A 25,653-nucleotide genomic window follows, 5' to 3' on the forward strand; every position below is an offset into this window, starting at 1 on the left:
CCCGGGGCGGGAGTGGCGCACGTTCCAGACCGTCACCCGGCCGGGGCGCCGCGATACGGAGCCGCACAGCGGGGCCTTCGACGCCCGGTCGCCCCGGAGAGCGAGGCCCTCCGCCGCCGGAAGGGCCCCGGACCAGGTCACTGCGAACCGCGGAAGTCCGCGCCCTCCACGATGAGGCCGGTCACCAGCGCGCCCGACATGCCGCTGTGCGCGAGTCCGCCGCCGGGATGCGACCAGCCGCCCGCGAAGTACACCCCGGGCACCGGTGAGACGTTCGCCGCGGGCAGCAGTGCCCCGCCCGCTCCGGCCAGTGCCGGTCCGGGCACCCGGGGCGTGCCCGTCTCCCGGAAGGTGTCGGCGGGTGTGCGCACCTCGCGCCACAGAAGCCGCTCCCGCAGACCGGGAACGGCCGCCTCCGCGGCGGCCGTCATCCGGTCCGCGAACGCCTCCACGCCCGTGGCGTCCCCGTCCGTCACGTGCTCGCCCCACGAGGGGTCCGACATCCGGTCGCCGGTCCCGGCGGGAACGGTCGCGGTCACCGTGACCGCCTCGTGGCCGCCGGGCCGCAGCCGCTCGTCGTCGGGTCGCAGCACCACGACCGTCGGGCGGTCGCACAGCCGCCCCGCGGACAGCGCCGCCGACTCCCCGGCCCGGTCGGGCGAGTGCACCACCGTCCGGTGCGCCGCGTCAGCCGCCCGGGCGCCGCGCAGTGCCAGGCAGACGGTGACCCGCCCGGTCCGCACCGCCGACTGGTGGTGCGGCCACTCGTCCGGGGAGGCCCACGGCAGGACCCGGTCCCGGTACAGCGCGGGCACGGGTGCGCCCGTGACCACATGGTCGGCCTCGGCCGTGCTGCCGTCCGCCAGCTCCACGCCGACCGCCCGGCCGTCCTCGATCCGTATCTCCGTCACCTCGGTGCCGAGGACGAACTCCACCCCCCGTGCCAGGCACCGCTCGTGGACCGCGTCCGCGAGTGCCCGCATCCCGCCCCGCACGTACCAACTGCCGAAGGTCTGCTCCATGTAGGGCAGGACGGCGGCGGACGCGGGCGCGGTGGCGGGGTCGAAGCCGTACGCCAGGGCGTGGCTCTCCAGCAGCGCCGCCAGCCGCGGGTCCCGTAGCTCACGCCGGCCCACCTCGGCCAGGGTGCGCGCCGGGCGCCGCAACAGGCCGCCCTTGAGCGCCGGGTACGGGTCCCGGGCGAAGCGGGAGGTCTCCGGGGGCAGCGGCTCCTCCAGCAGCGGGCGCCGCGAACGGTCCCAGGCGTCCCGCGCACGCCCCAGGAACTCGCCCCAGCGTTCGCCGGCTCCGGTGCCGAGAGCTCCGTCCAGCGCAGCGACGACACCCGCACGCGAGGCGTTCGGCAGGGTCACGGCCGTGCCGTCCGCGAAGACATGACGGCTCGCCGGGTCCACCTGGACCAGCTCCACGCACTTCTCCAGCGGCTCCTTGCCGGTCTTCACGAAGAAGTCCCGCCAGACGGCGGGCAGATGGAGCAGGCCGGGCCCGGTGTCGAAGGCGAAGCCGGCGCGCTCGAACCGGCGCACCCCGCCGCCGTACGTGTCCGTCCGCTCGAACACCGTCACCCGGTGTCCCGCCACGGCCAGCCGGGCGGCTGCCGCCATGGCGCCCATCCCGGCGCCGATCACCACAATCCGTGCCATGCCAGGGACTGTATCGGCAGCCTTCGACAGTCACCGTGGCGGTGGCCGCGGCAGGCCCGCGGCGCGCGCCGTGCCTCCCGGCGCCGGGTGGGAGAGGCGGATCCGCGGGGCGGGGAGGGCCGGTGCCACGTGCCCCGGCACGAGCGGCGTCGCCGCGGCGATCGCCGCCACCGGGTGGACGGGGAGGCGGTCGTGACCAGCCCGCACCCGGGGCGGGAGGGGGTGAGCACGGGCCTCTGAGTATCCGTACCTAGTGGGGGAGATGAGTAGGCGCGCGGATGGGGCCGACCGGCGCGGACGGAAGAGTGGAGGCCACGGAGGGGCGCGGCGCCGGCACCGCCGGCACGGGGCGGCGGAACGGCGCGGCGCACCTGCGAGCGGGGGTTGCCCGGACCCGGGGGAACAGCGGTACAGGGCAGCGGGGGAACGAAGGGGAAACGCCGGTGGGGCGAAGCTCGGAGGATCGAGCTTCGCCCCACCGGCACTCGTCGTTCGTGCTCTCGGTGCCCTCGGCGGGCGGTGCGGTCACGGCCCACCGGGAGCCCGTGACGGCACGGGGGACGGAGGCGTCAGCAGCCGCTGACCCGCCCGTGGAGCAGACGGGAGAGGGCCGAGTGCACGTCGTCGATCGACCGCTCCCGCTGGAACGCCTGCCAGTCGAGCGCCGCCACCAGCACCATCCCGACCAGCGCGGCCGAGGTCAGCGGAATGTCGATCTCCTCGCTCAGCTCGCCGCGCTCGACCCCTTCCCTGAGGACGGTCTCGACGACGGCGACCGCCTGCTGACGGACCACCATCAGCGTCGACTGCCAGGCGCGGTTGGTGCGCCACAGCTCGGCGACGTACAGCTGGGTGAAGGCCGGGTAGCGGTCGATGAAGACCAGGCCGGCCCGGATCATCCCGTCCAGGGCCTCGATCTTGGTGCCGCCCCGCCGCTCCGCCTCGTCGGCGGCCTCCTGCAGCGAGGAGGCCAGCAGGCCGACCCCGTACCGCAGCAGTTCCTCGAAGAGCTCGGCCTTGCTCTTGAAGTTGTAGTAGACCGTGCCCTTGGCGACGCCGGCCCGCTCGGCGATCTCGTCGACCGTGGTGGCGGAGAAGCCCTGTTCGGCGATGAGGGTCACCGCCGCCTCGTAGAGCTTGGCGCGGGTGGCCTGTCTCCGGGTGCTGCTGCTGTTCATGGTGCCGATTCTCACAGGTCCACCCGTCTCACAGGCTCAGCTCGGGGTGAAGACGGTCGAACGTCCACACCTGCTTGCGACGTGCCGACAGGGCGGTGAGGGCGAGGGCCCCGGCGGTGAACGCCACGAGGACGGCCACGGCCTGCCACACCGGCCCGATGCCGCCGCCCGTGATGAGCCGGCGCAGCGCCTCGACCACGTACGTCATCGGCAGGAAGGGGTGGACGGCGTTGAAGAACGGCGGGCTCGTCTGGACGGGGTAGGTGCCGCCCGCCGAGGTCAGCTGCAGCATCAGCAGAGCGAGCACCAGGATCCGGCCCGCCGCGCCGAAGCGGGCGTTGAGCCACTGGATGATCGCGGCGAAGCAGCACACGACCAGGGCGAGGAAGCCGACCGTCCCGGCGGTGCGGGCCATCTCCAGCCCCAGTCCCCAGTGGAGCACGGCCATCAGCGCGCCGACCTGGAGCAGTCCGATCGCGGCGACCGGCAGCCAGCCGGCGACGGCGATCCGCCAGGCCGAGGCGCCTGCGGCGAGGGCGCGCCGGTTGAGCGGCTGGATCAGCATGTACGCCACCATGGCGCCCACCCAGAGGGAGAGCGGGATGAAGTACGGGGCGAAGCCCGTGCCGTAGTTGTCCGCCTTGTGCAGGGACTGGGACGCGAGCTGGACCGGGTCGGCCATCACGTCCGTGCGCAGGTCGCGCTCCTGCTTGTCGTAGTCGGGGATCTTGCCGACGCCGTCGTTCAGCCCGCCGGCCAGCTCGCCCGAGCCGTCGACGAGCTTGAACATGCCGCCGTCGAGGTCGTGCGCACCGCTCTTGAGCCTGCCCACGCCGGTGTCGAGGTCGGTGGACCCGGTGCGCGCGCTGCCCAGGCCCTCGTGGAGGTCGCCGGCGCCCTTGGCGACCTTGCGCGCTCCGGAGTTCAGCCGGTTGACGTCCGCGACGGCCTTCTCGACGTCGTCCTCGAGGGTGGGGGAGCGGTCGGCGAGATCCTTGGCCATCTTCTGGATCGCGGCGAGCCGGGCGTCGAGCTGCTCGAGTTCGCCGCTGTTGTCCCGCACGAGCTTGACGACGTCGTCGGCGACCGCGGCGGAGTCGGCCGTCGCGGTCTCGGCCTTCTCCAGCACGGAGCAGACTGCGGGGTCGGGCAGAACGGCGTCCTCGCAGCGGGACTTGTGCAGAGCGGCCGCCTTGTCGGCGGCGTCGTGCGCCTTGGTCGCGGCGGCGGGGGCGGTCGTCACGAGGAGGTCGAGATGGCTGCGGGCGGCGCGGGCGCCGTTCTCCACGAACCGCGCGTGCTCGCCGATCGTGGCGCCCTTGTCCTTGATGTAGGGCCGGACGTCGGCCGCGATGCCGTTGACCTTGTCGGCCAGCCGCTGGGTGCCGGCGGCGACCTCGCGGGCGCCCTTCTCCAGCTTCTCGGCGCCGTCGTCGAGGCGGGTGATGCCGCCCGCGAGTTTCCCGCTGCCGTCCTTGGCGTCCTTCAGGCCGTCGGCGAGTTCCTTGGAGCCCTCCTTCGCCTTGCCGATGCCGCCCTTGAGTTTGTCGGCGCCCTTCGCGGCCTTCTCGGTCGCGTCGTGGATGTCGGAGAACGAGATGAAGATCTTGTCGAGGAAGGAGCGGGAGGCGTTCTTGGACGCGGACTTGCGCACCTCGGCGAAGACCGTGCGGGATATCTGCCCGACGATGTAGTTGTTCGCGTCGTTCGTCCGCACCTCCAGCGCCCCGGTCTCCGGGGCGTCGCCGGAGGCGGAGGCGATGCGCTCGCTGAAGTCGGCGGGCATGGTCAGGGACAGGTAGTACGTACCGTTCTCGACGCCCTCGCGGGCGTCCCGGGCGCCCACCTCGTGCCAGTCGAAGACATCGCTCTCGCGCAGGCCCTCAGTGATCTCGTCGCCCGCGGCGATCTTCTTCCCGGCGGCGGTCGCGCCCTTGTCGTCGTTGACGAGCGCCACGGGGATCTTGTCGAGGCGGCTGTACGGGTCCCAGAACGACCACAGGTACAGGGCGCCGTAGAGCAGCGGAAGCAGCAGTATCGCCACGAGCGCGGCGCGCGGCAGCCTGCCCCTGCCGAACCGCTTCAGCTCAAGCGCGGCCAGTTTCGGCGAGCGCATCGGCCGCCCCCTCCTCGGTGTCGTGCGTGGTCCGGTGCGTGGCGCCGGTCCCGCCGTCGTGCGCGCGGGTGCGGTCGGCGGAATCCGCTGCGGTGACCTTGTCCGCGTCCGCGTCCGTACCTGCCGCGGTGCCGGGTCCGATGCCGGCGTCCCCCGCGTCCTTCGCCGACGCGGCCGGCTCCGCGCCGGAGTCCGTCACCCCGGCGGTCCCGCTGGCGGCCTCCCGCGGGTTTCCGCCCCCGGCCGCAGGGGGCTTCGGTGCGCCCGCGGCATCCGCGGCCTCGGCGCTGCCCCCGTGCTCGGCGCCGTTACCGCTCTTCGCGGCGGGCGCGTCGGGCGTACGGTCCGCCGTACCGCCGCCCGGCTCGTCCGCAGCGGCCGGGTGCGGCGCCCCCGCGCCGGTACGGACCACGACCGCGTCCCGAGGCGCCTCACTGCAGACCGCGAGCACGGTCGTGCCCCCGGCGGTGATGCCGCGCAGGAGGTCCCACGCCTCCGCCCGGTCCGCCTCGGAGAGCTTGAGGTCGGCGTCGTCGACGGCCAGCAGCCGCGGACGGCCGATCAGGCTGAGGGCCACGGAGAGGCGGAGGGCCTCCAGCCGTTCGAGATCCCGCACCGCCGTGCGCTCCGCCTTCGGCAGGGCGTCCACGTCGAGCCCGACGCGGCCCAGGGCCTCATCGATCCGCGCCCGGGCCGCCGCGGCCCGTTCCCCCGACGGCCTCAGCAGCGCCCGGAGCCCTCCGTCGAACCGCCGCTGCATCAACGCCCGCTCCCGCAGGTGCTCGGCCACGGTGAGCGCCGGGTCGAGATCGCTCACCCCCGGGACCGGCCCCAGCGCGCTGATCCGCCGGACGGCCGCCATCTTGCGCGGCAGCCGCAGCCCGCCCACCTCCGCGTACCCGTCCGCCGCCTTCATGCGTCCGGTGAGCGCGAGCAGCAGACAGGTGCGGCCCGAGCCCGACGGGCCCTCGATCGCGATGAGCGAGCCCGGGCCGGCCTCGACGTCCACCTTCCGGAACGCCCAGCCGCGCGGCCCCTTGAGGCCGAAGCCCTCGGCTCGTACGGCTGCCCCGTGTGGGCTGTCCACGCGGCCTCCCCCTTTTGAACTGACTGGTCAGTGCAAAACTTACTCCGTACCCGGGAACGAAGCAAAACGGGGGGAGGGTTCAGCGGTCGCGCGGTTCGATTCCCGCCACGATCTCGGCCAGCCGGGCGCAGACGCGTCTGATCTCCTCGTGGGTCTGGTTGCGCTCAGTGATCACGGCCGCCATCAGCAGCGCCGTCAGTGCCGTGACCCCGTTGAAGGCCTGCAGCGTGACCATGTTCGCGAACAGGTCCCGTCCGGCGAACGGCCCGAGCTGCCCGGCCGCGGCCGTGATCGCGAGCGTCGACACCAGCAGCGCGCATGGTGCGGCCCCCGCAAGCTGGAACCGGAAGGCCGCCCAGATCAGGCAGGGGGAGACCAGGAACAGCAGCGACGAGTTGCGCGTCGAGGTCGCCAGCAGTGTCACTCCCAGCGTGCAGAGCCCGAGCGCCGTCGCCTCCGCCCAGCGTGCCGGTCCGGCGGGGACCGGCCACCGCGCCCGGCGCAGTACGAGCAGGAACGGAGTGACCACCAGCACGCCCATCGCGTCGCCCGTCCACCACACCGACCACGCGGGCCAGAAGCCTTCCGGCTCCAGTGCCCCGGCCTGGACGAGGGTCGCGGTGCCGACGGTCGAGCTGACCAGCATCCCGCCCAGCGCCCCGAGGAAGACGAGTGCCAGCACGTCCCGGAGCCGGTCCAGTTCCTGCCGGAACCCCGCGCGGCGCAGCATCAGGTAGGCGCAGACCGGCGCGGCGGTGTTTCCGGCGACGATGGCCAGCACCGCGAAGGCGGTCGGGCCGATGGAGAAGTTGACCAGGAAGGCCCCGAGCGCGATGCCGGGCCAGACCCGCGGTCCGAAGAACAGCAGCGCGGCGAGCGCCACGCCCGTCGGCGGCCACAGCGGGGTGACCTGGCCGCGCACCAGCTGCTGTAGCAGCCCGAGCCTGGCGGAGCCGTAGTAGACGGCGGCCACAGCGAGGATCCGCAGCGCCGACGAGGCGTAACGCCGGATCTCCTCATTGCGCACGACAGCAGTGTCCTTCGCCGGTGCCGCGGAGGCGAGTCGGCCGTCCCGGAGCCGAGCGGAGCGGGGCCGCGGGCCCGGCGGGGTGGCCGTCCCGGACCGGTCCGGTGTTCGGGGCCGCAGGCCGGTCGTAGCGGGCCACGAGCACCGCGGCGTCGTCCCGCTGGCCGGGTCAGGTCGGCCGCCTCGATCGCCGCGGAGGCGAGTACGTCGGGGACGGCCTCGGATCCGGTCCGCACCGGCTCGGCCATCTCGGCCATCTCGGCCAGACCGGCCTCCATCGGGTACGTGGGGCCCTCCACCACCCCGTCGGTGCGCAGGACGAGCACCGCCCGGCTCCGCCAGTCCGCGGTGCGGCACGGGGTGCTGCTCGCCGTCGACGATCCCGAGGGGGCGGGCCGCCGCGGTCCGGAGCGACGCCGTAGCCGCCGCCCCCGGTGGCCCACGCCGTCGGCACCTGGCCGCGCGGGAGACGTGGGTCGCCGCCCAGCGCGGGCAGGACACCCCCTTCGCCCGGGACAAGCCCAGGTCAGGGCGAATTGTCAGTGGTGCCCCCCACCATGGTTCACGGACGGCCGGAGTGCCGTCACCCGACGACAGGAGGCTCGTCATGGCCAGCTCGTACGCCGCTGCCGCAGGCCGGCTCCGCGCAGGCGGCCCTGCCCCCTCACCGACCGGTCCCGCGACCGACGTCCACCCCGTGCCGCGGCGCTCGTCCGCACCCCCTGCCGCACTCGACCTGCTCGCCCAGGCGCGGGCGGGCCTGGCGGAGGCCGCGTGCCTGGAGACGCCGAACCAGCGGTACGCCACGGCCCATCTCGCCGCGCTGCGCACCGCGGCGGCCGTCCTCGCCGCCCGAGGGCGGCCGGAGACCAGCCCGCGCCGGCGCGCACGCATACGCTCCGCCTGGGAGGTCCTGCCGGAGATCGCCCCGGAGCTCACCGAGTGGAGCGCGCTCTTCGCCTCCGGCGCCGAGCGCCGGGCCCGCGCCGAGGCGGGCATCCGGGGCGCCGTAGGCAGCCGCGACGCCGACGACCTGCTCCGCGACGTCGCCCTGTTCCTGCGGCTGGTGGAGCGGATGCTGGTGCTCCAGCCGGTGCTGCCGCAGCCCAGCCCCGAGCAGCACGGTCCGGGCGCCCCGAGGGTGTGCCCGGAGGACGCCGCGGGATGAGAAGGCCCGGGGCCGGGTGACGCCGGGCCGGACGGCGGGTTCGGCCGGCCCGGGGGCGCCCCGGGGGGGACCGGGGCGCCCGGCCGAGGCAATAGGGTGGAGTCAGCCTGCACCGTTCACGCCCCGTCAGCAGGGGCGGCACCCGCGCCGAGGAGTCAACTGCCGTGTCGGACCAGACGCCCCCTGTTCGACCTCGCCGTGGGGAGACCCCGTCCCGCGCCTCCCTTCGCACGGCCGTGGTCTGGGAGGTGCTCAGGGACGCCCTGGACCGCCGGGTCAAGGCGACCGGCCGTGACGCCCTGGACGTCCTCGACACCGGCGGCGGCTCCGGCAACTTCGCCGTGCCCGCGGCGCGCCTCGGCCACCACGTCACCGTGGTCGACCCCAGCCCCAACGCGCTGTTCGCTCTGGAGCGCCGGGCGGCCGAGGCGGGGGTTGCCGACCGGGTGCGCGGGGTCCAGGGCGATGTCCACGGACTGTTCGACGTCGTGGAGCGCGGCGGCTTCGACGCCGTGCTGTTCCACGGCGTGCTCGAGTACGTCGAGGACCCGGCCGAAGGCGTGCGGAACGCGGTGGAGGCGCTGCGCCCCGGGGGCGCCCTCAGCCTGCTCGCCGCCGGGCTCGGCGGTGCCGTCCTCGCCCGGGCCCTGGCCGGACACTTCACCGAGGCCCGGAGGGCGCTCGGCGACCCGGCGGGGCGCTGGGGCGAGGGCGACCCGACGCCCCGCCGCTTCACGGCCGAGCAGCTCACGCAACTCGTCGGCGACTCGGGCCTGGAGGTCGGGTCCGTGCACGGTGTCCGGGTCTTCGCCGACCTGGTCCCGGGGGTGCTCGTGGACACCGAGCCGGGTGCGCTGGAGGCCCTGCTGAAGCTGGAGGAGGCCGCCGCCGAGTCGCCCGCCTTCCACGCCGTCGCCACCCAGCTCCACGTCCTCGGTGAGAAGCGTGGCTGATCACCGGCTTCCCGGCGCGGCGGGCCGCCGCTGATCAGCCACGCAGCTGCACATGGAGTACGCCACAGGCCCCCCGATCGAGGCGTTCGCCCCGTATGATCGGGGGACACGATCCGGCATGACGGACAGGCGGTTGGGGAATCAACGCCTCAGCAGTCGATCCGGCATGGCAGGCCCCTCAGGGCAATCGGGCACTCGGCGGGTTTCACGGGGGCGATTCCCTGCCTATCCTGAAAGGGCCGCATACCGGTCGCCCCCCGCGACCGACGACTAGGAGGACTCCGTGCCGCTCTCGGAGCACGAGCAGCGAATGCTCGAGCAGATGGAGCGAGCGCTGTACGCCGAAGATCCCAAGTTCGCGACAGCGCTTGAGGGAAGCGGGCTGCGTACGTACACCCGACGACGGGTCTACCAAGCGGTCGCCGGCTTCCTGGTGGGTATCGCGCTCCTCATGGCCGGAATGGTCGCCCAGCAGATCTGGATCAGCGTGGTGGGTTTTCTCGTCATGCTCGGCTGTGCGGTCCTGGCGGTCACCGGCTGGCGCAAGGCGCCGAAGCCGGGTGAGCAAAGCGGCCCCGGGGCCGAGGCCACGCGCCGACAGCCCAGGCAGCGCCGGTCGATGATGGACCGGATCGAGCAGCGGTGGCAGCGCCGCCGCGACGAGCAGGGCCACTGAGCCCCGGCCACGTCCACGCACTCCGACATGGCTGAGGGGTGACCGCACGGCGGTCACCCCTCACGCGTCTCTCCGCCCGGGTACTCGTTCGCCGCGGACACCTCCCGTCGGCCCCGGGAGCCCCGCGCTTCCGGATGCGCCACGGGCAGGGCACTCGCCCGAGGGCATCGCCCCCGCCATCCGTGGCGCACCGCTCCCGCCACCCGCCGGCATCGCTTCCTCCGACGAGCACGGCGCCCCCGAGCGCCGAGCCTGGCAGCAACCCATCCCGGGCCGCGGAAGAACTCTCACAGTTATGTTTTCCGCGGTCCTGCCCGTTGGGACGAGGGCCGGGCCCGGCGGGAAGCACGTCCCGCCGGGCGCGGCCGCTGCTCGTCAGCCCCGCTGCCGCAGTGGCCTCCGCAGTTGCGCCGTCGCGCGGTCCAGCAACCGCCGCCGGATGGCGGCGGCGCGTTCCGCCAGGGCGTTCCAGCGCTCCGAGCACGCCCATACGACGCGCACCGTGGAACGCGGCAGCAGCAGTGCCCGCAGCCCGGCGACGCGGCCGGCCCGCTCGCCCAGGCCCCCCCGCACCCGGCCGGCGTCCTCGGCCAGCCCGGTGCCCGGGACGGGTCTCGGCGCGTACAGCACCTGCTCCACCGCATGGGCCACCCGGTGGACCGAGTCCGCGGGTGCGCCCTCCAGCCGGCCGAGCCGGACGATGCGCGCGGCCGCCTTCCTCGGCGACAGCGACTCGTCCGGTGGGATGCCGTGGTCCCAGGCGGTGTCGGCGATCTCCCGCCAGACCAGAAGCGTCCGCGCCGCGGCCTCCTCGGCCGTACACCCTTCGGAGCCGAGCCGGACCCTGCGCAGTCTCGTCCGCCAGAGCATCGGCAGCAGCGGGATCACCAGCAGTGCGGCGACCGCCCCGGTCCATACCAGGACCGTGCCGAGCGACGGGCCCTGGTCTTCGGACACCGCGACGTCCTGCGGCGTCGTGGCCCCGCACTCGCCGAGCTGGCGCTCCTGCGGCGAGCAGTCGGACGACCGCGACGGGGCGACCGGCACGGCCTGGGACGCCCCCGCCTCCGGGTCCGCCGGGCTGCTCGGCCCGTCGGACGGGGTGGCCGCACGTGTGTAGTCGGGTGCGCTGCCCCGGCTCGGCGTCGGCTCGAACCGGGTCCACCCCACGCCCTCGAAGTACAGCTCGGGCCAGGCGTGGGCGTCCTGGTTGCTGACCGACGTCGAACCGTCCGCCGCGGGGGTGCCGGGCGTGAAGCCCACCGCCACCCGGGCCGGTATCCCCAGGGTCCGCGCCATGGCGGCCATGGAGAACGAGAAGTGGATGCAGAACCCTTCCTTGTTCCTCAGGAAGCGCGAGATCGCCCCGACGCCGCCGCCCGAATCCACCTGGGTGTCGTAGGTGAAGCCGCCGTCCGCGGCGAACCAGTCCTGGAGCCTGACCGCCCGCTCGTAGTCGTTCGCGGCGCCCCGCGTCACCCGCAGGGCCGTGGACCTCACATCGGCCGGCAGCGTGTCCGGCACCTCGGTGTACTCCTCCAGCAGCGCGGCGGGGGCCTTCGGCGCCTCGGCGAGCTGCTTCGCGGTGGGCTTCACCTGGAGGCTGGTGACCGAGTACTGCAGGCCGCCGGTCGTCTGCCCCCGGTCTCCGACGATCGTGCGCCGGGCCGGGTCGAAGCGCCAGCTGCCGTCCACGGCCACCTCGGTCGCCGGGTACGGCATGGGCAGCCAGCCCTGCTTGTAGGCACCCGCGGCGGAGATGCTCGTCCTGATCTCCGTCGTGCCGACACCACCGCCGAGGCCCTCCGGGCGGGGCAGCTCGGCGGGGATGTCGGTGACCTTGCGGACCGAGAACTTCCAAGCCCCGCCGTCGAACTGGTCCAGTGCCATGATCCGCAGATACATGTCACCGGTGGCCTTCGCGTTCGTCGTGTACTTCAGCCATTCCCGGTTTTCCGGCTGGTTCAGGCTGTCCTGCAGCGTCACCACCGGGTTCACCGCGTTGATCGTGCCGCCGCCGGAGCCCGTGCCCGCACCGCGGCCGCCCTGGCCGATCAGTCCGCCGCCCAGAGCCGGGAGCGACCAGTGGACGACCAGGGCGACGCCGAGCGCGGCCGCACCGATGCGCCGGCCGGTGCGCACCTGCGCTTGCGCGGTCCCGTCCTCGCGGTCGAACGCGTCCCTGCCGCGCGGCGGGGCGCCGCCGAAGACCCGGCCCCACTGGGACAGCCGGTCCCGGCCCTCGGCCAGCAGAAGCATCAGATAGCCCGAGGCCGCCAGCAGGAACGACCACCAGCCCGCTCCGCCCCCGGACAGACCGGCGGCCACCGAGAACAACGCCAGCAGGGGCAGACCCGCGGGGGCGGCGCTGCGGTACGTCACGGCCAGCGCGTCCACGGCCAGGCCGATCAACAGCACCCCGCCGATCAGCATCAGCTTGATGCCGTCGGTCGCCGGCGCCGGGATCGCGTACCGGCCGACGTCCTGCGCACCGCCGGCCAGCAGCTCGCCGAACCTGGTGAGCACGTCCGGCCCGGGGACCAGCCCGAGCACGGCGTGCTCGCGGGCGAAGACCAGAGTGAGTATCAGCAGCGCCAGCACGGCCTGGGCCGCTACTGTCAGCGGCCGTGCCAGCGGCACCCGCCGCGCCGCCGCACCGGCCCCGCTGACCAGTGCCGACAGGAACGCGGCCTGAAGCAGCCACGTGGATGGATCGACCAGCGGGACCATCGCGGCCGCCGCCAGCAGCGTGGCGCCGTAGGCGCACAGGGCGAGCCTGCCACGGCCGCTCATGACCGTCCCCCCGAAGGATCCGTCGTACCGGCCGGGGCGGAGTCCGCGCGCTCGCGCGCCGCCCGCCGCCACAGCTCGGGCAGCGCCGCGCCCGGCCCGGCGGCGACCACGGTCCACCCGGCCTCGCGCAGCCGTGCCTCCACCGCGTCGTCCACCGCTCCGTTCGCCGTCCACAGGCGGCTGTCCGTCACGAACGCGACCGCGCTCCCGCTGCGCTGACGCATCCGAGCCGCCACCGCCGCCTGCTCCTCGTCCAGGTCGCCGAAGAAGGCGACCAGCAGTCCCTCGCCGCCGCCGCGCAGCACGTCGTAGGCGCGCGAGAGACCCGGACCGTCCGAGTGGTCCACGACCGCGAGCGCGTCCAGCATCATCCCGGCCGATTCGGCGGACTCCTGCGGGGAGCCGGCGAGGCCGTCCCCGCCGTCGCCGGGCACCGAGGTGCCCGTGTCCGTCAGCAGCCGGACCGAGAAGCCCCGCTCCAGCATGTGCACCAGGGCGGAGGCCGCGCCCGAAACCGCCCACTCGAAGGCCGAGTCGGGCCCGGAGCCCCGGTAGGCCCTGCGCCGGGTGTCGAGCAGTACCGTGCATCTGGCCCGCTGCGGCTGCTCCTCGCGCCGCACCATCAACTCGCCGTAGCGGGCGGTGGAACGCCAGTGCACGCGCCGCAGGTCGTCCCCGTGCCGGTAGGTCCGGGGGATCACGTCGTCGTCCCCGGCCAGGGCGAGGGTGCGCTGCCGTCCGTCGCCGTACCCCGTGGCATCCCCCGAGAGCCGTACCGGCGGCAGCGGCTCGGTGCGGGGGATCACGGTGAGGGTGTCGGCGGAGCTGAAGGAACGGGTCAGCTCGCACATCCCGAACGGGTCGTTCAACCGCAGCTGCAGCGGACCGAGGGGATAGCGTCCGCGCAGGTCGGACCGGACCCGGTAGGACACCTCACGCCGGCCTCCGGGCTCCACGCGGTCCAGCACGAACCGGGGCCGGGGCCCCAGTACGTAGGGCACGTGGTCCTGGAGCATCAGCAGCCCCGTGGGCAGCCGGGAGACGTTGTCCAGACGCAGATGCACCCGCGCCTCGGACCCGGCGGGCACCCGGGACGGGAACAGCCTCCGGCTGCCCGCCACCCGGTGGCGGGTGCGGTACAGCACGGCCACGCAGATCAGGGGCAGCACGGCGAGCAGCAGCCCGATCCGGAGCAGATCGCTCTGCCCGAGGACCACGGCACACACCGCCGCGGCCACCCCGGCCGCCAGGAACGAGCGGCCGCGTGTGGTCAGCCCGCCGAGAGCCGACCGCAGACCGCCCCTCTCCTCATCGCCGGCGACAGGGCTCCCGGCCGTCATCAGATCCGCCGGACGCCGGGCCGCTGCCGGCCGTAGGCCGGGCTGCCGGGCGCCTGGCGGGCACCGATCCCGTACGCGGTGTCGTTTCCCGAGGTCGGCACGGGCGTGTGCTGGAGGATCTCCAGCACGACCTGCTCGGCGGTGCGGCGGTTCAGCTGTGCCTGGGCCGTCGGCAGCAGGCGGTGGGCGAGCACCGGCACGGCGAGGGACTGGACGTCGTCCGGCAGTGCGTAGTCACGGCCGCTCAGCGCAGCCGAGGCCTTGGCGGCGCGCAGCAGGTGCAGGGTGGCGCGCGGTGAGGCGCCCAGCCGGAGGTCGGGGTGGTTGCGGGTCCCGGCGACCAGCTCCACCGCGTACCGCCGGACGGAGTCGGCGACATGGACCGTCCGCACCGCGTCGATCAGCTTCACGATGTCATGCGCGTGGGCCGCCGGCTGGAGGTCCTCGAGCGGGGACACCGCGCCGTGCACGTCGAGCATCTGCAGCTCGGCCTCCGGTGTCGGATAGCCCATCGACACCCGGGCCATGAAGCGGTCCCGCTGGGCCTCGGGCAGCGGGTAGGTGCCCTCCATCTCCACCGGATTCTGCGTGGCCACCACCATGAAGGGAGTGGGCAGTTCGTACGTCTGCCCGTCGATGGTGACCTGCCGCTCCTCCATGGACTCGAGCAGCGCGGACTGGGTCTTGGGGGACGCCCGGTTGATCTCGTCGCCGATCACTATCTGCGCGAAGATCGCGCCGGGCTTGAACTCGAAGTCCCGTCTCTGCTGGTCGTAGATCGACACGCCGGTGATGTCCGACGGCAGAAGGTCCGGCGTGAACTGGATGCGCCGGACCGAGCAGTCGATCGACCGCGCCAGTGCCTTCGCCAGCATCGTCTTGCCCACGCCCGGCACGTCCTCGATGAGGAGATGCCCCTCGGCGAGCAGCACTGTCAGCGAGAGCCGTACGACCTCAGGCTTGCCCTCGATCACACCCTCCACCGACCTGCGGACGTGCTCCGCTGTGGTGGTCAGATCCGTGAGGCTCGCTCGATCGTCATAGGTCGTCACCCGGCCCTCCTCGGCCCGTTCCATGGGCCGGTGCACTGCTTGCGGCACGGCCCACCCCGAAACACGGACACCTTCTCCGGTCGGTTCCGCGAAGGTGCCACACCCGCATTCTTGTTGCCGTTGCCGCGTCGTGTCACTCGCCTGTGGACAAGTGGGCGCCATATGTCTGAGGTTGCCGCGTTTGGCCGTTCACGCAGCGCTGTGATCCACCCCACGCCGGGTCGGTGCGGCGACCCGGTGCGACGCCGTAAGGACATCCCGTACGACGGCGTACGGACATCCCGTGCGACGGCGTACGGACATCCCGTGCGACGGCGTACGGACATCCCGTGACGGCGCGGCACGGGCCCTCCCGTCCCGCGCCGTCACGGTCGCGGACAGGCGGACGGCGCCGCGCTGTGGGCTCGCGCGGCGTCGTCCGGAGCGTGCCTCAGCCGGTGGGGTCGATCTCCCGCAGCAGACCCGACGTGACGTCGAAGACGAAGCCGCGCACGTCGCCGGTGTGCAGCAGGAACGGCGAGGTGCGCACCCGCTGCATCGACTGGCGCACGTCCTGGTCCACGTCGCGGAACGCCTCGACCGCCCAGGAGGGCCGCTGGCCGACCTCGTCCTCCAGCTCGTGCCGGAAGTCCTCGGTCAGGCTCTCCAGTCCGCAGCCGGTGTGGTGGATGAGGATGACGCTGCGGGTGCCCAGCGCGCGCTGGCTGATGGTCAGGGAGCGGATCACGTCGTCGGTGACCACTCCGCCCGCGTTGCGGATCGTGTGACAGTCGCCGAGCTGCAGGCCCAGTGCGGCATGGAGGTCGAGACGGGCGTCCATACAGGCCACCACGGCGACCCGGAGCACCGGCCGGGCGTCCATGCCGGGGTCGGTGAAGCCCGAGGCGTAGTGCTGGTTGGCTTCGACGAGCCGGTCGGTGACCGTGCCGTCGGCGACGGCGGTCTCTGCGGGGAGGTGCGCGGAAGTCGACATGTCTCCGACGGTAATGGTCACCGGCCTGCTCAGCTCGCTGTGAGAGGGGACAAAGAACGTCAACGCGGCTTGTTGTGAGCTAACCCACAGGCAGGGGCGGACCGTGTCCGTTCGGGTCAGCCGCCCGCTCCCGGACCCCTCGCCGGCCGCCGCTGCGACGCGCCAGCCGGTTGATTGACCGGCACGACCAGTGGACTAAAGTGACGCGCAGTTCACGGACACATCCAGCACTTTTCCGCGACTTCCCCGCGGGTGCGGCAAACCTACGGCCCGGCCAGCGCCCGTGCCGGACCTGAGAGGGCGCATTGAGCCAGCGACACGTCCCGGTGATGCTCCAGCGGTGTCTGGACCTGCTGGCGCCGGCCCTGGAGCGTCCCGACGGTGGCGGTCCCGCCGAAGGCCCGGCCCCCGTGGTCGTCGACTGCACCCTCGGCCTCGGCGGGCACAGCGAGGCGCTCCTGGCCCGCTTCCCCGCCGCCCGGCTCGTCGCGCTCGACCGGGACAAGGAGGCGCTGCGGCTGTCCGGTGAGCGGCTCGCGCCGTTCGGCGACCGCGCCACCCTCGTGCACGCCGTCTACGACGAGCTGCCCGACGTCCTCGACCGGCTCGGCATCCCCGCCGTCCAGGGCGTCCTGTTCGACCTCGGCGTCTCCTCGATGCAGCTCGACGAGGCCGACCGCGGCTTCGCCTACGCCCAGGACGCCCCGCTCGACATGCGGATGGACCAGACGACCGGCGTCAGCGCCGCCGAGGTCCTCAACACCTACCCGCCCGGCGAGCTGGTCCGCATCCTGCGTGCGTACGGCGAGGAGAAGCAGGCCAAGCGGATCGTGGCCGCGATCGTGCGGGAACGGGAGAAGGAACCGTTCTCCAACAGCGCCCGGCTCGTCGAGCTGATCCGCGACGCGCTCCCGCAGGCCGCCAAGCGCACCGGCGGCAACCCGGCCAAGCGCACGTTCCAGGCCCTGCGCATCGAGGTCAACGGCGAACTGACCGTACTGGAGCGGGCGATCCCGGCCGCGGTGAAGGCACTCGCCGTCGGCGGCCGGATCGCGGTCCTCTCGTACCACTCGCTGGAGGACCGGCTGGTCAAGCAGGTCCTCGCGGAGGGTGCCGCCAGTACGGCACCGCCCGGACTGCCCGTCGTCCCCGAGCGCTACCAGCCGCGGCTCAAGCTCCTCACCCGCGGCGCCGAACTCCCTTCCGAGGAAGAGGTCGCGGAGAACCGCCGGGCCGCGCCCGCGCGGCTGCGTGGCGCCGAGCGCATCCGCGAGGACGTGCGGTGACGGCGGCCGCACCGAGGGAGCGCGACCGGTGACGGCAGCCGCGGTGAGGGAGGGCTCGGGGTGAGGAAGGCCGCCGGACAGCTCAAGGGGCGTGCCGCACGGCTCGTGCGGCTCATGCCGTCCGGGCCGAGCACCGCGGCCCGCACCCCCTTCGTCCTGCTGGTCGTCGTCCTGCTCGGCGGTGGACTGATCACCCTGCTGCTGCTCAACACCTCCCTCAACGAGGGCTCGTTCCGACTGAGCGAGCTCAGGAAGAAGACCACCGAACTCACCGACCAGGAACAGGCGCTGCAGCGGGACGTGGACGAGCGCTCCGCCCCGGACGCACTGGAGCGGCGGGCGCGCGAGCTGGGCATGGTCCCCGGCGGCAACCCCGCGTTCCTCGGCCCCGACGGCACGGTCCGCGGCGTTCCGAGGCGGGCGAAGGCCGACCCGTCGCCCGTCCGGCGGCCGGATCCGTCGCAGCGGCCGGTCGGGCCACCCGTGGCCGCGCCGCCGCCCGCGTCCGGCGCGCCCGCGCCGGCTCCCGCCTCGCCGAAGCCGTCGGCCGCAGGCGCGTCCGCGGCGCCCGCGGCACCGTCCGCGCCGGCGCAGCCGCCCCCCACGACCCCCGGCAGGTGACGCAGTGCCATCCAAGGAACCACCGCGGCGCCGTGTTCCGGGCCCCGCGCGCCGGGGCGGACCGGCCGGCCGGATCCGGCCAGCGCCCCGCCGCACCGCGTCGCCCCGGCGGCCCGCGGCGCCCGGCCGGATCCGGCTCGGCAACCCCCGCCCCCGGCTGAGGCTCGTCAGCCTCGCGCTCACGCTCGTCATGCTGACGTTCGTGATCCGGCTGCTGCAGGTGCAGGCCGTCGACGCCGGCACGTACGCCGCGATGGCCGAGAAGAACCGCTACACGAGCCACAAGCTGGCTGCCGAGCGCGGCCGGATCACGGACCGTGCCGGGATCGCGCTCGCCACCACCGTGGACGCGCACGACATCACCGCCGACCCGAAGATGTTCACACCCGGGGAGAGCAAGGCCCCGGACGCGCCGGAGCAGGCCGCGGCGCTGCTGGCGCCGATCCTGGGCGCCGATGCCGCGGAGCTCGCGAACAAGCTCAAGGCCCCCAAGTCCCGGTACACCGTCCTCGCCCGCCGCCAGACCCCGCAGGTCTGGAAGCAGATCAAGGACCTCAAGGCCGTCTTCGCCGAGAAGGCCGCCGCCGACAAGGCCAAGGGCGGGCCCGGCGCCAACGTGCTCGCCGGCGTCTTCCAGGAGACCAGCAGCCGACGCGTCTACCCCAACGGCGATCTCGCCGCCGGGATACTGGGCTGGGTCAACGCCGCCGGCCGCGGCGCGGGCGGCCTGGAGTCCATGCTCGACGAGGAGCTGGCGGGCAAGGACGGCAGCATCACCTACGCGCAGTCGGGCGGCCGCCGGGTGCCCACCGCCGGGACCCGGGAGAAGCCCGCCGTCCCCGGCTCCGACATCGAGCTGACGATCGACCGCGACATCCAGTGGGCCGCCCAGCGCGCGATCAGCGAGCAGGTGACGAAGTCCGGGGCCGACCGCGGGTACGTGGTGGTCCAGAACACGATGACCGGCGAGGTCCTGGCGATGGCCAACGCGCCCGGCTTCAACCCCAACGACATCGTGCGGGCCAACCCCGCCGCCATGGGCAACGCGGCCCTCCAGGACGTCTACGAGCCCGGCTCCACCAGCAAGGTCATGTCCATGGCCGCCGTGCTGGAGGAGCGGGCCGCCACCCCGGGCACCCATGTCACCGTCCCCAACCGGCTCCACCGCGGCGACCGGCTCTTCAAGGACGACATCGACCACCCCACGTGGTACCTGACGCTCAACGGGGTCCTCGCCAAGTCCAGCAACATCGGGACCATCCTGGCGACCGGGCAGCTCGGGAAGACCCAGAGCCAGGCCAACCGCGTCCTCTACTCCTACCTCCGGAAGTTCGGCATCGGCAGCCCCACCGGCCTCGGCTACCCGGGCGAGACCCCCGGCATCCTCGCCAAGCCGCAGGACTGGTCGACCTCCCAGCAGTTCACGATCCCGTTCGGCCAGGGCCTGTCGATCAACGCCATGCAGGCGGCCTCCGTCTACTCGACCATCGCCAACGGCGGCGTACGCATCGAGCCCACCCTGGTGCGCGGCACCCGCGGGCCCGACGGACGCTTCAACCCGGCGGAAGCGCCGGAGAAGACCCGTGTGGTCAGCGAGAAGACCGCGAAGACCCTCGCCACCATGCTCGAATCGGTCGTGGGCGACGAGGAGGGCACCGGCACCAAGGCCCGGATCCCCGGCTACCGGGTCGCAGGCAAGACCGGCACCGCGAACCGGGTCGACCCCGAGCTCGGCCGCTACCGGGGCTACACCGCCTCCTTCGCGGGCTTCGCGCCCGCCGACAAGCCTCAGATCACCGTTTACTGCGCCATCCAGAACCCGACCCGCGGCAGCTACTTCGGCGGCCAGATCTGCGGACCCATCTACAAGAAGGTCATGGAGTTCGCGCTCAAGACCCAGCAGGTCGCGCCGACCGGCGCGGCTCCCGCGCGACTGCCGGTCGCTTTCGACCCCGGCGCGTGACCCGGGAGGAACAGCCAGTGAGAACCATCACGCCGGACCCCGGGAACCGCCGCCCGGGGTCCGCCTCGCCCCGGCCCGCCGGGAGCCCGTCCCCGGGTGCCCCCAGCCCCCGGCGGGGGCCCTCATTTAGCGCCGGTCCCGGTGCTGCCGGTACGCTCACCGCCGTGCCACAAGCTGATCAGTACCGAACCGCCCCTCCCCGTCCGGCCGAGGTCCGCCCGATCGGCCTCGCAGATCTGGCCGCCCGGCTGGGGGTCGAAACCCCGGGCTCCGGCGCGGTCACCGGCATCACGCACGACTCCCGCGCGGTGCGCCCCGGGGACGTGTACGCCGCTCTGCCCGGTGCCCGGCTGCACGGCGCCGACTACGTTGCCCAGGCCAGGGATCTCGGCGCGGCCGCGATCCTCACCGACCCGACGGGCGCCGACCGCGCCGCCGCGACCGGACTGCCCGTCCTGGTCACCGAGAACCCGCGCGGCAGAATGGGCGAGCTCGCCGCCGAGATCTACGGACGCCCCGGTGCGGCGCTGCTGCAGATCGGCATCACCGGGACCTCCGGCAAGACCACCACGGCATACCTCGTGGAGGGCGGTCTACGCGGCGCCGGCCGCAGCACCGGCCTGATCGGCACGGTCGAGATGCGCATCGACGAGGAGCGCATCAAATCGGAGCGCACCACCCCCGAAGCCACCGATCTGCAGGCCCTGTTCGCCGTGATGCGGGAACGCGGCGTCGATTCGGTCGCCATGGAGGTCTCCAGCCACGCCCTGGTGCTCGGCCGGGTCGACGGCTGCGTCTTCGACGTCGCAGTCTTCAACAACCTCTCGCCGGAGCACATGGAGTTCCACTCCGGCATGGAGGACTACTTCCAGGCCAAGGCCCAGCTGTTCACCCCGGCCCGCGCCCGGCGGGGCGTCGTCAACCTCGACGACGAGTACGGCCAGCGCCTGGTGACGGAGTCCTCGATCCCCGTCGTCACGTTCTCCGCCGAGGGCCACCCCGACGCCGACTGGCGCGCGGACGACGTCGAAGTGGGCCCGCTGGGTTCCACGTTCACCGTCATCGGCCCGCAGGACGAGCGGGTGCGCGCCCGGGCACCACTGCCGGGCCCCTTCAACGTCGCCAACACGCTCGCCGCGATCGTCACCCTCGCCGTCGCCGGCATCGACCCGCAGACCGCGGCCGACGGTGTCGCCGCGGTACCGGGCGTCCCCGGCCGGCTGGAGCGCGTGGACGCCGGCCAGCCCTATCTCGCGGTGGTCGACTACGCCCACAAGACCGACGCGGTCGAATCGGTCCTGCGCTCCCTGCGCAAGGTCACCGAGGGCAGGCTGCACATCGTGCTCGGCTGCGGCGGCGACCGCGACCGGACCAAGCGCGGCCCGATGGGCGCCGCCGCGGCCCGCTACGCCGACACCGCCGTCCTCACCTCGGACAACCCCCGCTCCGAGGATCCCCTCGCGATCCTCGCCGCGATGCTCGCGGGCGCCGCCGAGGTGCCCGCCCACGAGCGCGGCGACGTCCTCGTGGAAGCGGACCGGGCCGCCGCCATCGCCGCGGCCGTCGCCCGCGCCGCGCCCGGCGACACCGTGCTGATCGCGGGCAAGGGACACGAGCAGGGGCAGGACGTCGCCGGGGTGGTCCGCCCCTTCGACGACCGGCAGGTGCTTCGCGAGGCGATCGAGCACAGCAACAAGAACAGTGAGGGATGAGCCGTGATCGCCCTCTCCCTCGCCGAGATCGCCCGGATCGTCGACGGGCGGCCGTGCGACATACCGGATCCGTCCGTGCGCGTCACCGGGCCCGTCGTCCGGGACTCCCGTGAGGTGGTGCCCGGCAGCCTGTTCGTCGCCTTCGCCGGCGTCCGCGTCGACGGCCACGACTACGCCGCGGACGTGGTAGCCGCGGGCGCGGCCGCCGTGCTGGCCTCGCGTCCCGTCGGTGTCCCCGCGATCGTCGTGGACGACGTCCGGAAGGCCCTCGGGGCACTGGCCCGCGCCGTCGTGGAACGCCTCGGCGCCACCGTCGTGGCGCTCACCGGCTCCGCCGGCAAGACGAGCACCAAGGACCTCATCGCCCAGGTGCTGCGCCGGTTGGCGCCGACCGTCTGGACCCCAGGCTCCCTCAACAACGAGATCGGGCTGCCGCTGACCGCGCTCAGCGCCACCGACGAAACCCGGTTCCTGGTCCTGGAGATGGGTGCCCGCGGCATCGGCCACATCCGCTACCTCACCGAACTCACCCCGCCCCGCATCGGCGTCGTGCTGAACGTGGGCAGCGCCCACATCGGGGAGTTCGGCGGCCGTGAGCAGATCGCCGAGGCCAAGGGCGAACTGGTCGAGACGCTGCCCACCGCGGCCGAGGGCGGAGTTGCCGTCCTCAACGCCGACGACCCCCTGGTACGCGCGATGTCCGCCCGTACCGAGGCGCGCGTCGTGCTGTTCGGGGAGTCGGACGAAGCGGACGTACGCGCCGAGAACGTCCGGCTCATGCCGGGCGGACAGCCCGCATTCCTCCTTCGCACACCCTCCGGGTGCAGCGACGTGACCTTGCGGCTGTACGGTGAGCACCACGTGTCGAACGCGCTCGCCGCGGCCGCCGTCGCCCATGAGCTGGGCATGTCCGTCGACGAGATCGCCACCGCGCTCTCGGAGGCGGGCACCCTCTCCCGCTGGCGTATGGAGGTCACCGAGCGTCCGGACGGTGTGACGGTCGTCAACGACGCCTACAACGCGAACCCCGAGTCCATGCGAGCCGCACTGCGCGCGCTCGCCGCCATGGGCGCGGCCGCCCAGGCCGCCGGGGGGCGCACGTGGGCGGTGCTCGGTCCGATGGCCGAGCTCGGCGGCGAGGCGCTGACGGAGCACGACGCGGTCGGACGGCTCGCCGTCCGGCTCAACGTCAGCAAGCTCGTCGCCGTCGGGGGCAGGGAAGCGTCCTGGCTGCAGCTGGGCGCATATAACGAGGGTTCGTGGGGTGAGGAGTCGGTGCACGTGTCCGACGCGCAGGCGGCGGTCGACCTGTTGCGCAGAGAGCTGCGCCCGGGAGACGTCGTGCTGGTGAAGGCTTCCAGGTCGGCCGGGCTCGAGCGGATCGCCGAGGCGCTGCTCGCCGACACCGGTTCGACCGAGGGGCAGGTCGCCGGCCGATGAGGCAGATCCTCTTCGCGGGAGCCATCGGGCTCTTCCTGACGCTCATCGGTACCCCGCTGCTGATCAAGTTGCTGGCCCGCAAGGGCTACGGCCAGTTCATCCGTGACGACGGCCCGCGCAGCCACGGCAGCAAGAAGGGCACGCCCACCATGGGCGGCATCGCCTTCATCCTGGCCACGCTGATCGCGTACGCCCTGACCAAGGTGATCACCGGCGAGGACCCGACCATCCCGGGTCTGCTGGTGCTGTTCCTGATGGCGGGCATGGGACTGGTCGGCTTCCTCGACGACTACATCAAGATCGTCAAGCAGCGGTCCCTGGGCCTGCGGGCCAAGGCGAAGATGGCCGGCCAGCTGATCGTCGGCATCGCCTTCGCGGTGCTGGCGCTGCAGTTCCCGGACAACCGCGGCAACACGCCGGCCTCCACCAAGCTGTCGTTCGTCACCGACTTCGGCTGGACGATCGGTCCGGTGCTGTTCGTGGTCTGGGCGCTGTTCATGATCCTCGCGATGTCGAACGGCGTGAACCTCACCGACGGCCTGGACGGCCTGGCCACCGGCGCCTCCGTGATGGTCTTCGGCGCGTACACCTTCATCGGCCTCTGGCAGTTCCAGGAGTCCTGCGCCAACGCGATGACCCTGACCAACCCCGCCGCCTGCTTCGAGGTGCGGGACCCCCTCGACCTCGCGGTCGTGGCCGCGGCGCTGATGGGAGCCTGCTTCGGCTTCCTGTGGTGGAACACCTCGCCGGCGAAGATCTTCATGGGTGACACCGGCTCCCTGGCCCTCGGCGGCGCGCTCGCCGGTCTGGCGATCTGTTCGCGCACGGAGCTGCTCCTGGCGCTCCTCGGCGGCCTCTTCGTCCTGATCACCCTGTCCGTGATCATCCAGGTCGGTTCCTTCCGGCTCACCGGGAAGCGCGTCTTCCGGATGGCCCCGCTGCAGCACCACTTCGAGCTCAAGGGCTGGTCCGAAGTCCTGGTCGTGGTCCGTTTCTGGATCATTCAGGGCATGTGCGTCATTGTGGGACTGGGCATCTTCTACGCGGGCTGGGCGGCCGACAAGTGAGCACGCAGGACTGGCAGGGCAAGCGCGTCACCGTCGCCGGGCTGGGCGTGAGCGGCATCCCGGCCGCCCGCGTCCTGCACGGCCTCGGTGCGGTCGTCACGGTCGTCAACGAAGGCGACGACGAGCGCGCGCGGGCCCAGGCGGCCGAGCTGGAGTCGGAGGGGGTCACCGTCCGCCTCGGCGACGCCGCCACCCTGCCGCAGGGCACCGAGCTGGTCGTCACGGCGCCCGGCTGGAAGCCCGACAAGCCCCTGTTCACGGCCGCCGCGGAGGCGGGCGTCGAGGTCTGGGGCGACGTCGAACTCGCCTGGCGGCTGCGCGGCCTGGACGGCAGGGAAGCCGCTCCCTGGCTCGCGGTCACCGGCACCAACGGCAAGACGACGACCGTGCGGATGCTCGCCGCTATCCTGGAGGCGGCCGGTCTGAGGACCGCGGCCGTCGGCAACATCGGGGTTTCCCTGCTGGACGCGGTGCTCGGCGACGAGAAGTACGACGTGCTCGCCGTCGAGCTCTCCAGCTACCAGCTCCACTGGGCCCCCTCGCTGCGCGCCCACTCCGCCGCCGTCCTCAACCTGGCGCCGGACCACCTCGACTGGCACGGCTCCATGGAGGCGTACGCCGCCGACAAGGGCCGTGTCTACGAAGGCAACACGGTCGCCTGCGTCTACAACGCCGCCGACCCCGCCACCGAGGACCTGGTGCGGGAGGCGGACGTCGTCGAGGGCTGCCGCGCCATCGGCTTCACCCTCGGTACGCCCGGACCCTCCCAACTCGGAGTCGTGGACGGCATCCTCGTCGACCGCGCCTTCGTCGAGAACCGGCAGAAGCAGGCACAGGAGCTGGCGCAGGTCTCCGACGTCCACCCGCCGGCCCCCCACAACATCGCCAACGCCCTCGCCGCAGCCGCGCTGGCCCGCGCGTTCGGCGTCGAGCCCGCGGCGGTGCGGGAGGGGCTGCGGGCCTTCCGGCCCGACGCGCACCGTATCGAGCACGTGGCCGAGGTCGACGGCGTCGCCTACGTGGACGACTCCAAGGCCACCAACACCCATGCCACGGAAGCCTCCTTGGCGGCGTACGACCCGATCGTCTGGATCGCGGGCGGCCTCGCCAAGGGCGCGACCTTCGACGAACTCGTCGGGAAGTCCGCCGGCCGGCTGCGCGGCGCGGTGCTGATGGGCGCGGACCGGGCGCTGATCGCCGAAGCCCTGGCGCGACACGCGCCCGAGGTCCCGGTGGTCGACCTCGACCGGACCGACACTGGGGCGATGTCGGCGGCGGTCCGCGAAGCGGCACGGCTCGCACGGCCCGGGGACACGGTCCTGCTGGCCCCCGCCTGCGCCTCGATGGACATGTTCGCCAACTACAACAAGCGAGGCGAGGCGTTCGCGGACGCGGTCCGCACCCTCGCCGCCGAGCGCGCCTGACCGGCCCTGGCCCCGCCGCCACGACCCGGCGGCGTGGGCCACGACCTGGAGGGGACAGCGACATGCCACCCGACGCGACCACGACGCCCGACCCCCGCCGCCCCGGCGCCGCG

The 25,653-nt window shown here is 73.4% G+C and carries 19 protein-coding genes; 10 read left to right on the top strand and 9 right to left on the bottom strand.

Annotated features, from left to right (window positions below; all coding sequences use genetic code 11):
• Window positions 1-137: 137 nt before the first annotated feature.
• The 5 genes from FEF34_RS29225 to FEF34_RS29245 form a co-directional block, all read right to left on the bottom strand.
• Window positions 138-1,664: a phytoene desaturase family protein gene (locus FEF34_RS29225; RefSeq protein ID WP_234042607.1), complete on the bottom strand. Its 1,527-nt coding sequence runs from the start codon at window positions 1,662-1,664 to the stop codon at window positions 138-140.
• 569 nt (window positions 1,665-2,233) lie between these two features.
• Entirely contained in the window at window positions 2,234-2,842 is a 609-nt protein-coding gene (locus tag FEF34_RS29230; RefSeq protein WP_138055824.1) for a TetR/AcrR family transcriptional regulator, read from the bottom strand.
• Between the two features lie 28 nt (window positions 2,843-2,870).
• Window positions 2,871-4,958 (bottom strand): YhgE/Pip family protein, encoded by a 2,088-nt coding sequence (locus FEF34_RS29235; RefSeq protein ID WP_138055825.1) that lies wholly within the window; start codon window positions 4,956-4,958, stop codon window positions 2,871-2,873.
• Window positions 4,930-6,045: an ATP-binding cassette domain-containing protein gene (locus FEF34_RS44345; RefSeq protein WP_138055826.1), complete on the bottom strand. Its 1,116-nt coding sequence runs from the start codon at window positions 6,043-6,045 to the stop codon at window positions 4,930-4,932. The genes FEF34_RS29235 and FEF34_RS44345 overlap by 29 nt, the downstream gene beginning before the upstream one ends.
• A gap of 79 nt (window positions 6,046-6,124) precedes the next feature.
• The gene (locus FEF34_RS29245) at window positions 6,125-7,072 is read right to left on the bottom strand and encodes an MASE1 domain-containing protein (RefSeq protein WP_138055827.1); all 948 of its coding nucleotides are present in this window, start codon (window positions 7,070-7,072) and stop codon (window positions 6,125-6,127) included.
• 607 nt (window positions 7,073-7,679) lie between these two features.
• Between FEF34_RS29245 and FEF34_RS29255 the strand changes: the two genes are divergently transcribed.
• The 3 genes from FEF34_RS29255 (at window position 7,680) to FEF34_RS29265 (ending at window position 9,869) form a co-directional block, all read left to right on the top strand.
• Window positions 7,680-8,240 (top strand): SAV_6107 family HEPN domain-containing protein, encoded by a 561-nt coding sequence (locus FEF34_RS29255; RefSeq protein WP_138055828.1) that lies wholly within the window; start codon window positions 7,680-7,682, stop codon window positions 8,238-8,240.
• Between the two features lie 164 nt (window positions 8,241-8,404).
• Window positions 8,405-9,193 (top strand): methyltransferase, encoded by a 789-nt coding sequence (locus FEF34_RS29260; RefSeq protein WP_138055829.1) that lies wholly within the window; start codon window positions 8,405-8,407, stop codon window positions 9,191-9,193.
• 283 nt (window positions 9,194-9,476) lie between these two features.
• The gene (locus FEF34_RS29265) at window positions 9,477-9,869 is read left to right on the top strand and encodes a DUF3040 domain-containing protein (RefSeq protein WP_138055830.1); all 393 of its coding nucleotides are present in this window, start codon (window positions 9,477-9,479) and stop codon (window positions 9,867-9,869) included.
• A 375-nt stretch (window positions 9,870-10,244) separates the two neighbouring features.
• Here the strand turns inward: FEF34_RS29265 and FEF34_RS29270 are convergent, their stop codons facing one another.
• The 4 genes from FEF34_RS29270 to FEF34_RS29285 all read right to left on the bottom strand — a co-directional run bounded on the left by FEF34_RS29270 (window position 10,245) and on the right by FEF34_RS29285 (window position 16,027).
• Window positions 10,245-12,662 carry a transglutaminase TgpA family protein gene (locus tag FEF34_RS29270; protein WP_171053139.1) on the bottom strand — a complete coding sequence of 806 codons (2,418 nt, stop codon included), beginning with the start codon at window positions 12,660-12,662 and terminating at the stop codon, window positions 10,245-10,247.
• A complete protein-coding gene (locus tag FEF34_RS29275) occupies window positions 12,659-14,002 on the bottom strand; it encodes a DUF58 domain-containing protein (protein WP_138055831.1) in 1,344 nt (447 codons plus the stop codon). The genes FEF34_RS29270 and FEF34_RS29275 overlap by 4 nt, the downstream gene beginning before the upstream one ends.
• A complete protein-coding gene (locus FEF34_RS29280; RefSeq protein WP_138055832.1) occupies window positions 14,002-15,054 on the bottom strand; it encodes an AAA family ATPase in 1,053 nt (350 codons plus the stop codon). Before FEF34_RS29280 ends, FEF34_RS29275 begins: the two co-directional genes overlap by 1 nt.
• 430 nt (window positions 15,055-15,484) lie before the next feature.
• On the bottom strand, window positions 15,485-16,027 hold the full coding sequence (locus FEF34_RS29285) for a beta-class carbonic anhydrase (protein WP_138055833.1): 543 nt from the start codon (window positions 16,025-16,027) through the stop codon (window positions 15,485-15,487).
• Between the two features lie 305 nt (window positions 16,028-16,332).
• On the opposite strand from FEF34_RS29285, the gene rsmH reads away from it, so the two are divergent.
• From rsmH to murD, 7 genes are read left to right on the top strand one after another with little or no spacing between them, the layout of a single operon-like run.
• On the top strand, window positions 16,333-17,313 hold the full coding sequence (gene rsmH, locus FEF34_RS29290) for a 16S rRNA (cytosine(1402)-N(4))-methyltransferase RsmH (protein ID WP_138055834.1): 981 nt from the start codon (window positions 16,333-16,335) through the stop codon (window positions 17,311-17,313).
• 60 nt (window positions 17,314-17,373) lie between these two features.
• Window positions 17,374-17,934, top strand: coding sequence for an FtsB family cell division protein (locus tag FEF34_RS29295; RefSeq protein WP_407698314.1), 561 nt, complete (start codon window positions 17,374-17,376; stop codon window positions 17,932-17,934).
• A gap of 4 nt (window positions 17,935-17,938) precedes the next feature.
• Entirely contained in the window at window positions 17,939-19,897 is a 1,959-nt protein-coding gene (locus FEF34_RS29300; protein WP_138055835.1) for a peptidoglycan D,D-transpeptidase FtsI family protein, read from the top strand.
• A gap of 17 nt (window positions 19,898-19,914) precedes the next feature.
• A complete protein-coding gene (locus tag FEF34_RS29305) occupies window positions 19,915-21,609 on the top strand; it encodes a UDP-N-acetylmuramoyl-L-alanyl-D-glutamate--2,6-diaminopimelate ligase (RefSeq protein ID WP_407698315.1) in 1,695 nt (564 codons plus the stop codon).
• 3 nt (window positions 21,610-21,612) lie between these two features.
• Window positions 21,613-23,049, top strand: a complete 1,437-nt coding sequence (locus FEF34_RS29310; protein ID WP_138055837.1) for a UDP-N-acetylmuramoyl-tripeptide--D-alanyl-D-alanine ligase — start codon at window positions 21,613-21,615, stop codon at window positions 23,047-23,049.
• Entirely contained in the window at window positions 23,046-24,116 is a 1,071-nt protein-coding gene (gene mraY, locus FEF34_RS29315) for a phospho-N-acetylmuramoyl-pentapeptide-transferase (protein ID WP_138055838.1), read from the top strand. The genes FEF34_RS29310 and mraY overlap by 4 nt, the downstream gene beginning before the upstream one ends.
• On the top strand, window positions 24,113-25,540 hold the full coding sequence (murD, locus tag FEF34_RS29320) for a UDP-N-acetylmuramoyl-L-alanine--D-glutamate ligase (RefSeq protein WP_138055839.1): 1,428 nt from the start codon (window positions 24,113-24,115) through the stop codon (window positions 25,538-25,540). The genes mraY and murD overlap by 4 nt, the downstream gene beginning before the upstream one ends.
• Window positions 25,541-25,653: the final 113 nt, after the last annotated feature.

This window comes from Streptomyces marianii (assembly GCF_005795905.1).
Lineage (GTDB): Bacteria > Actinomycetota > Actinomycetes > Streptomycetales > Streptomycetaceae > Streptomyces > Streptomyces marianii.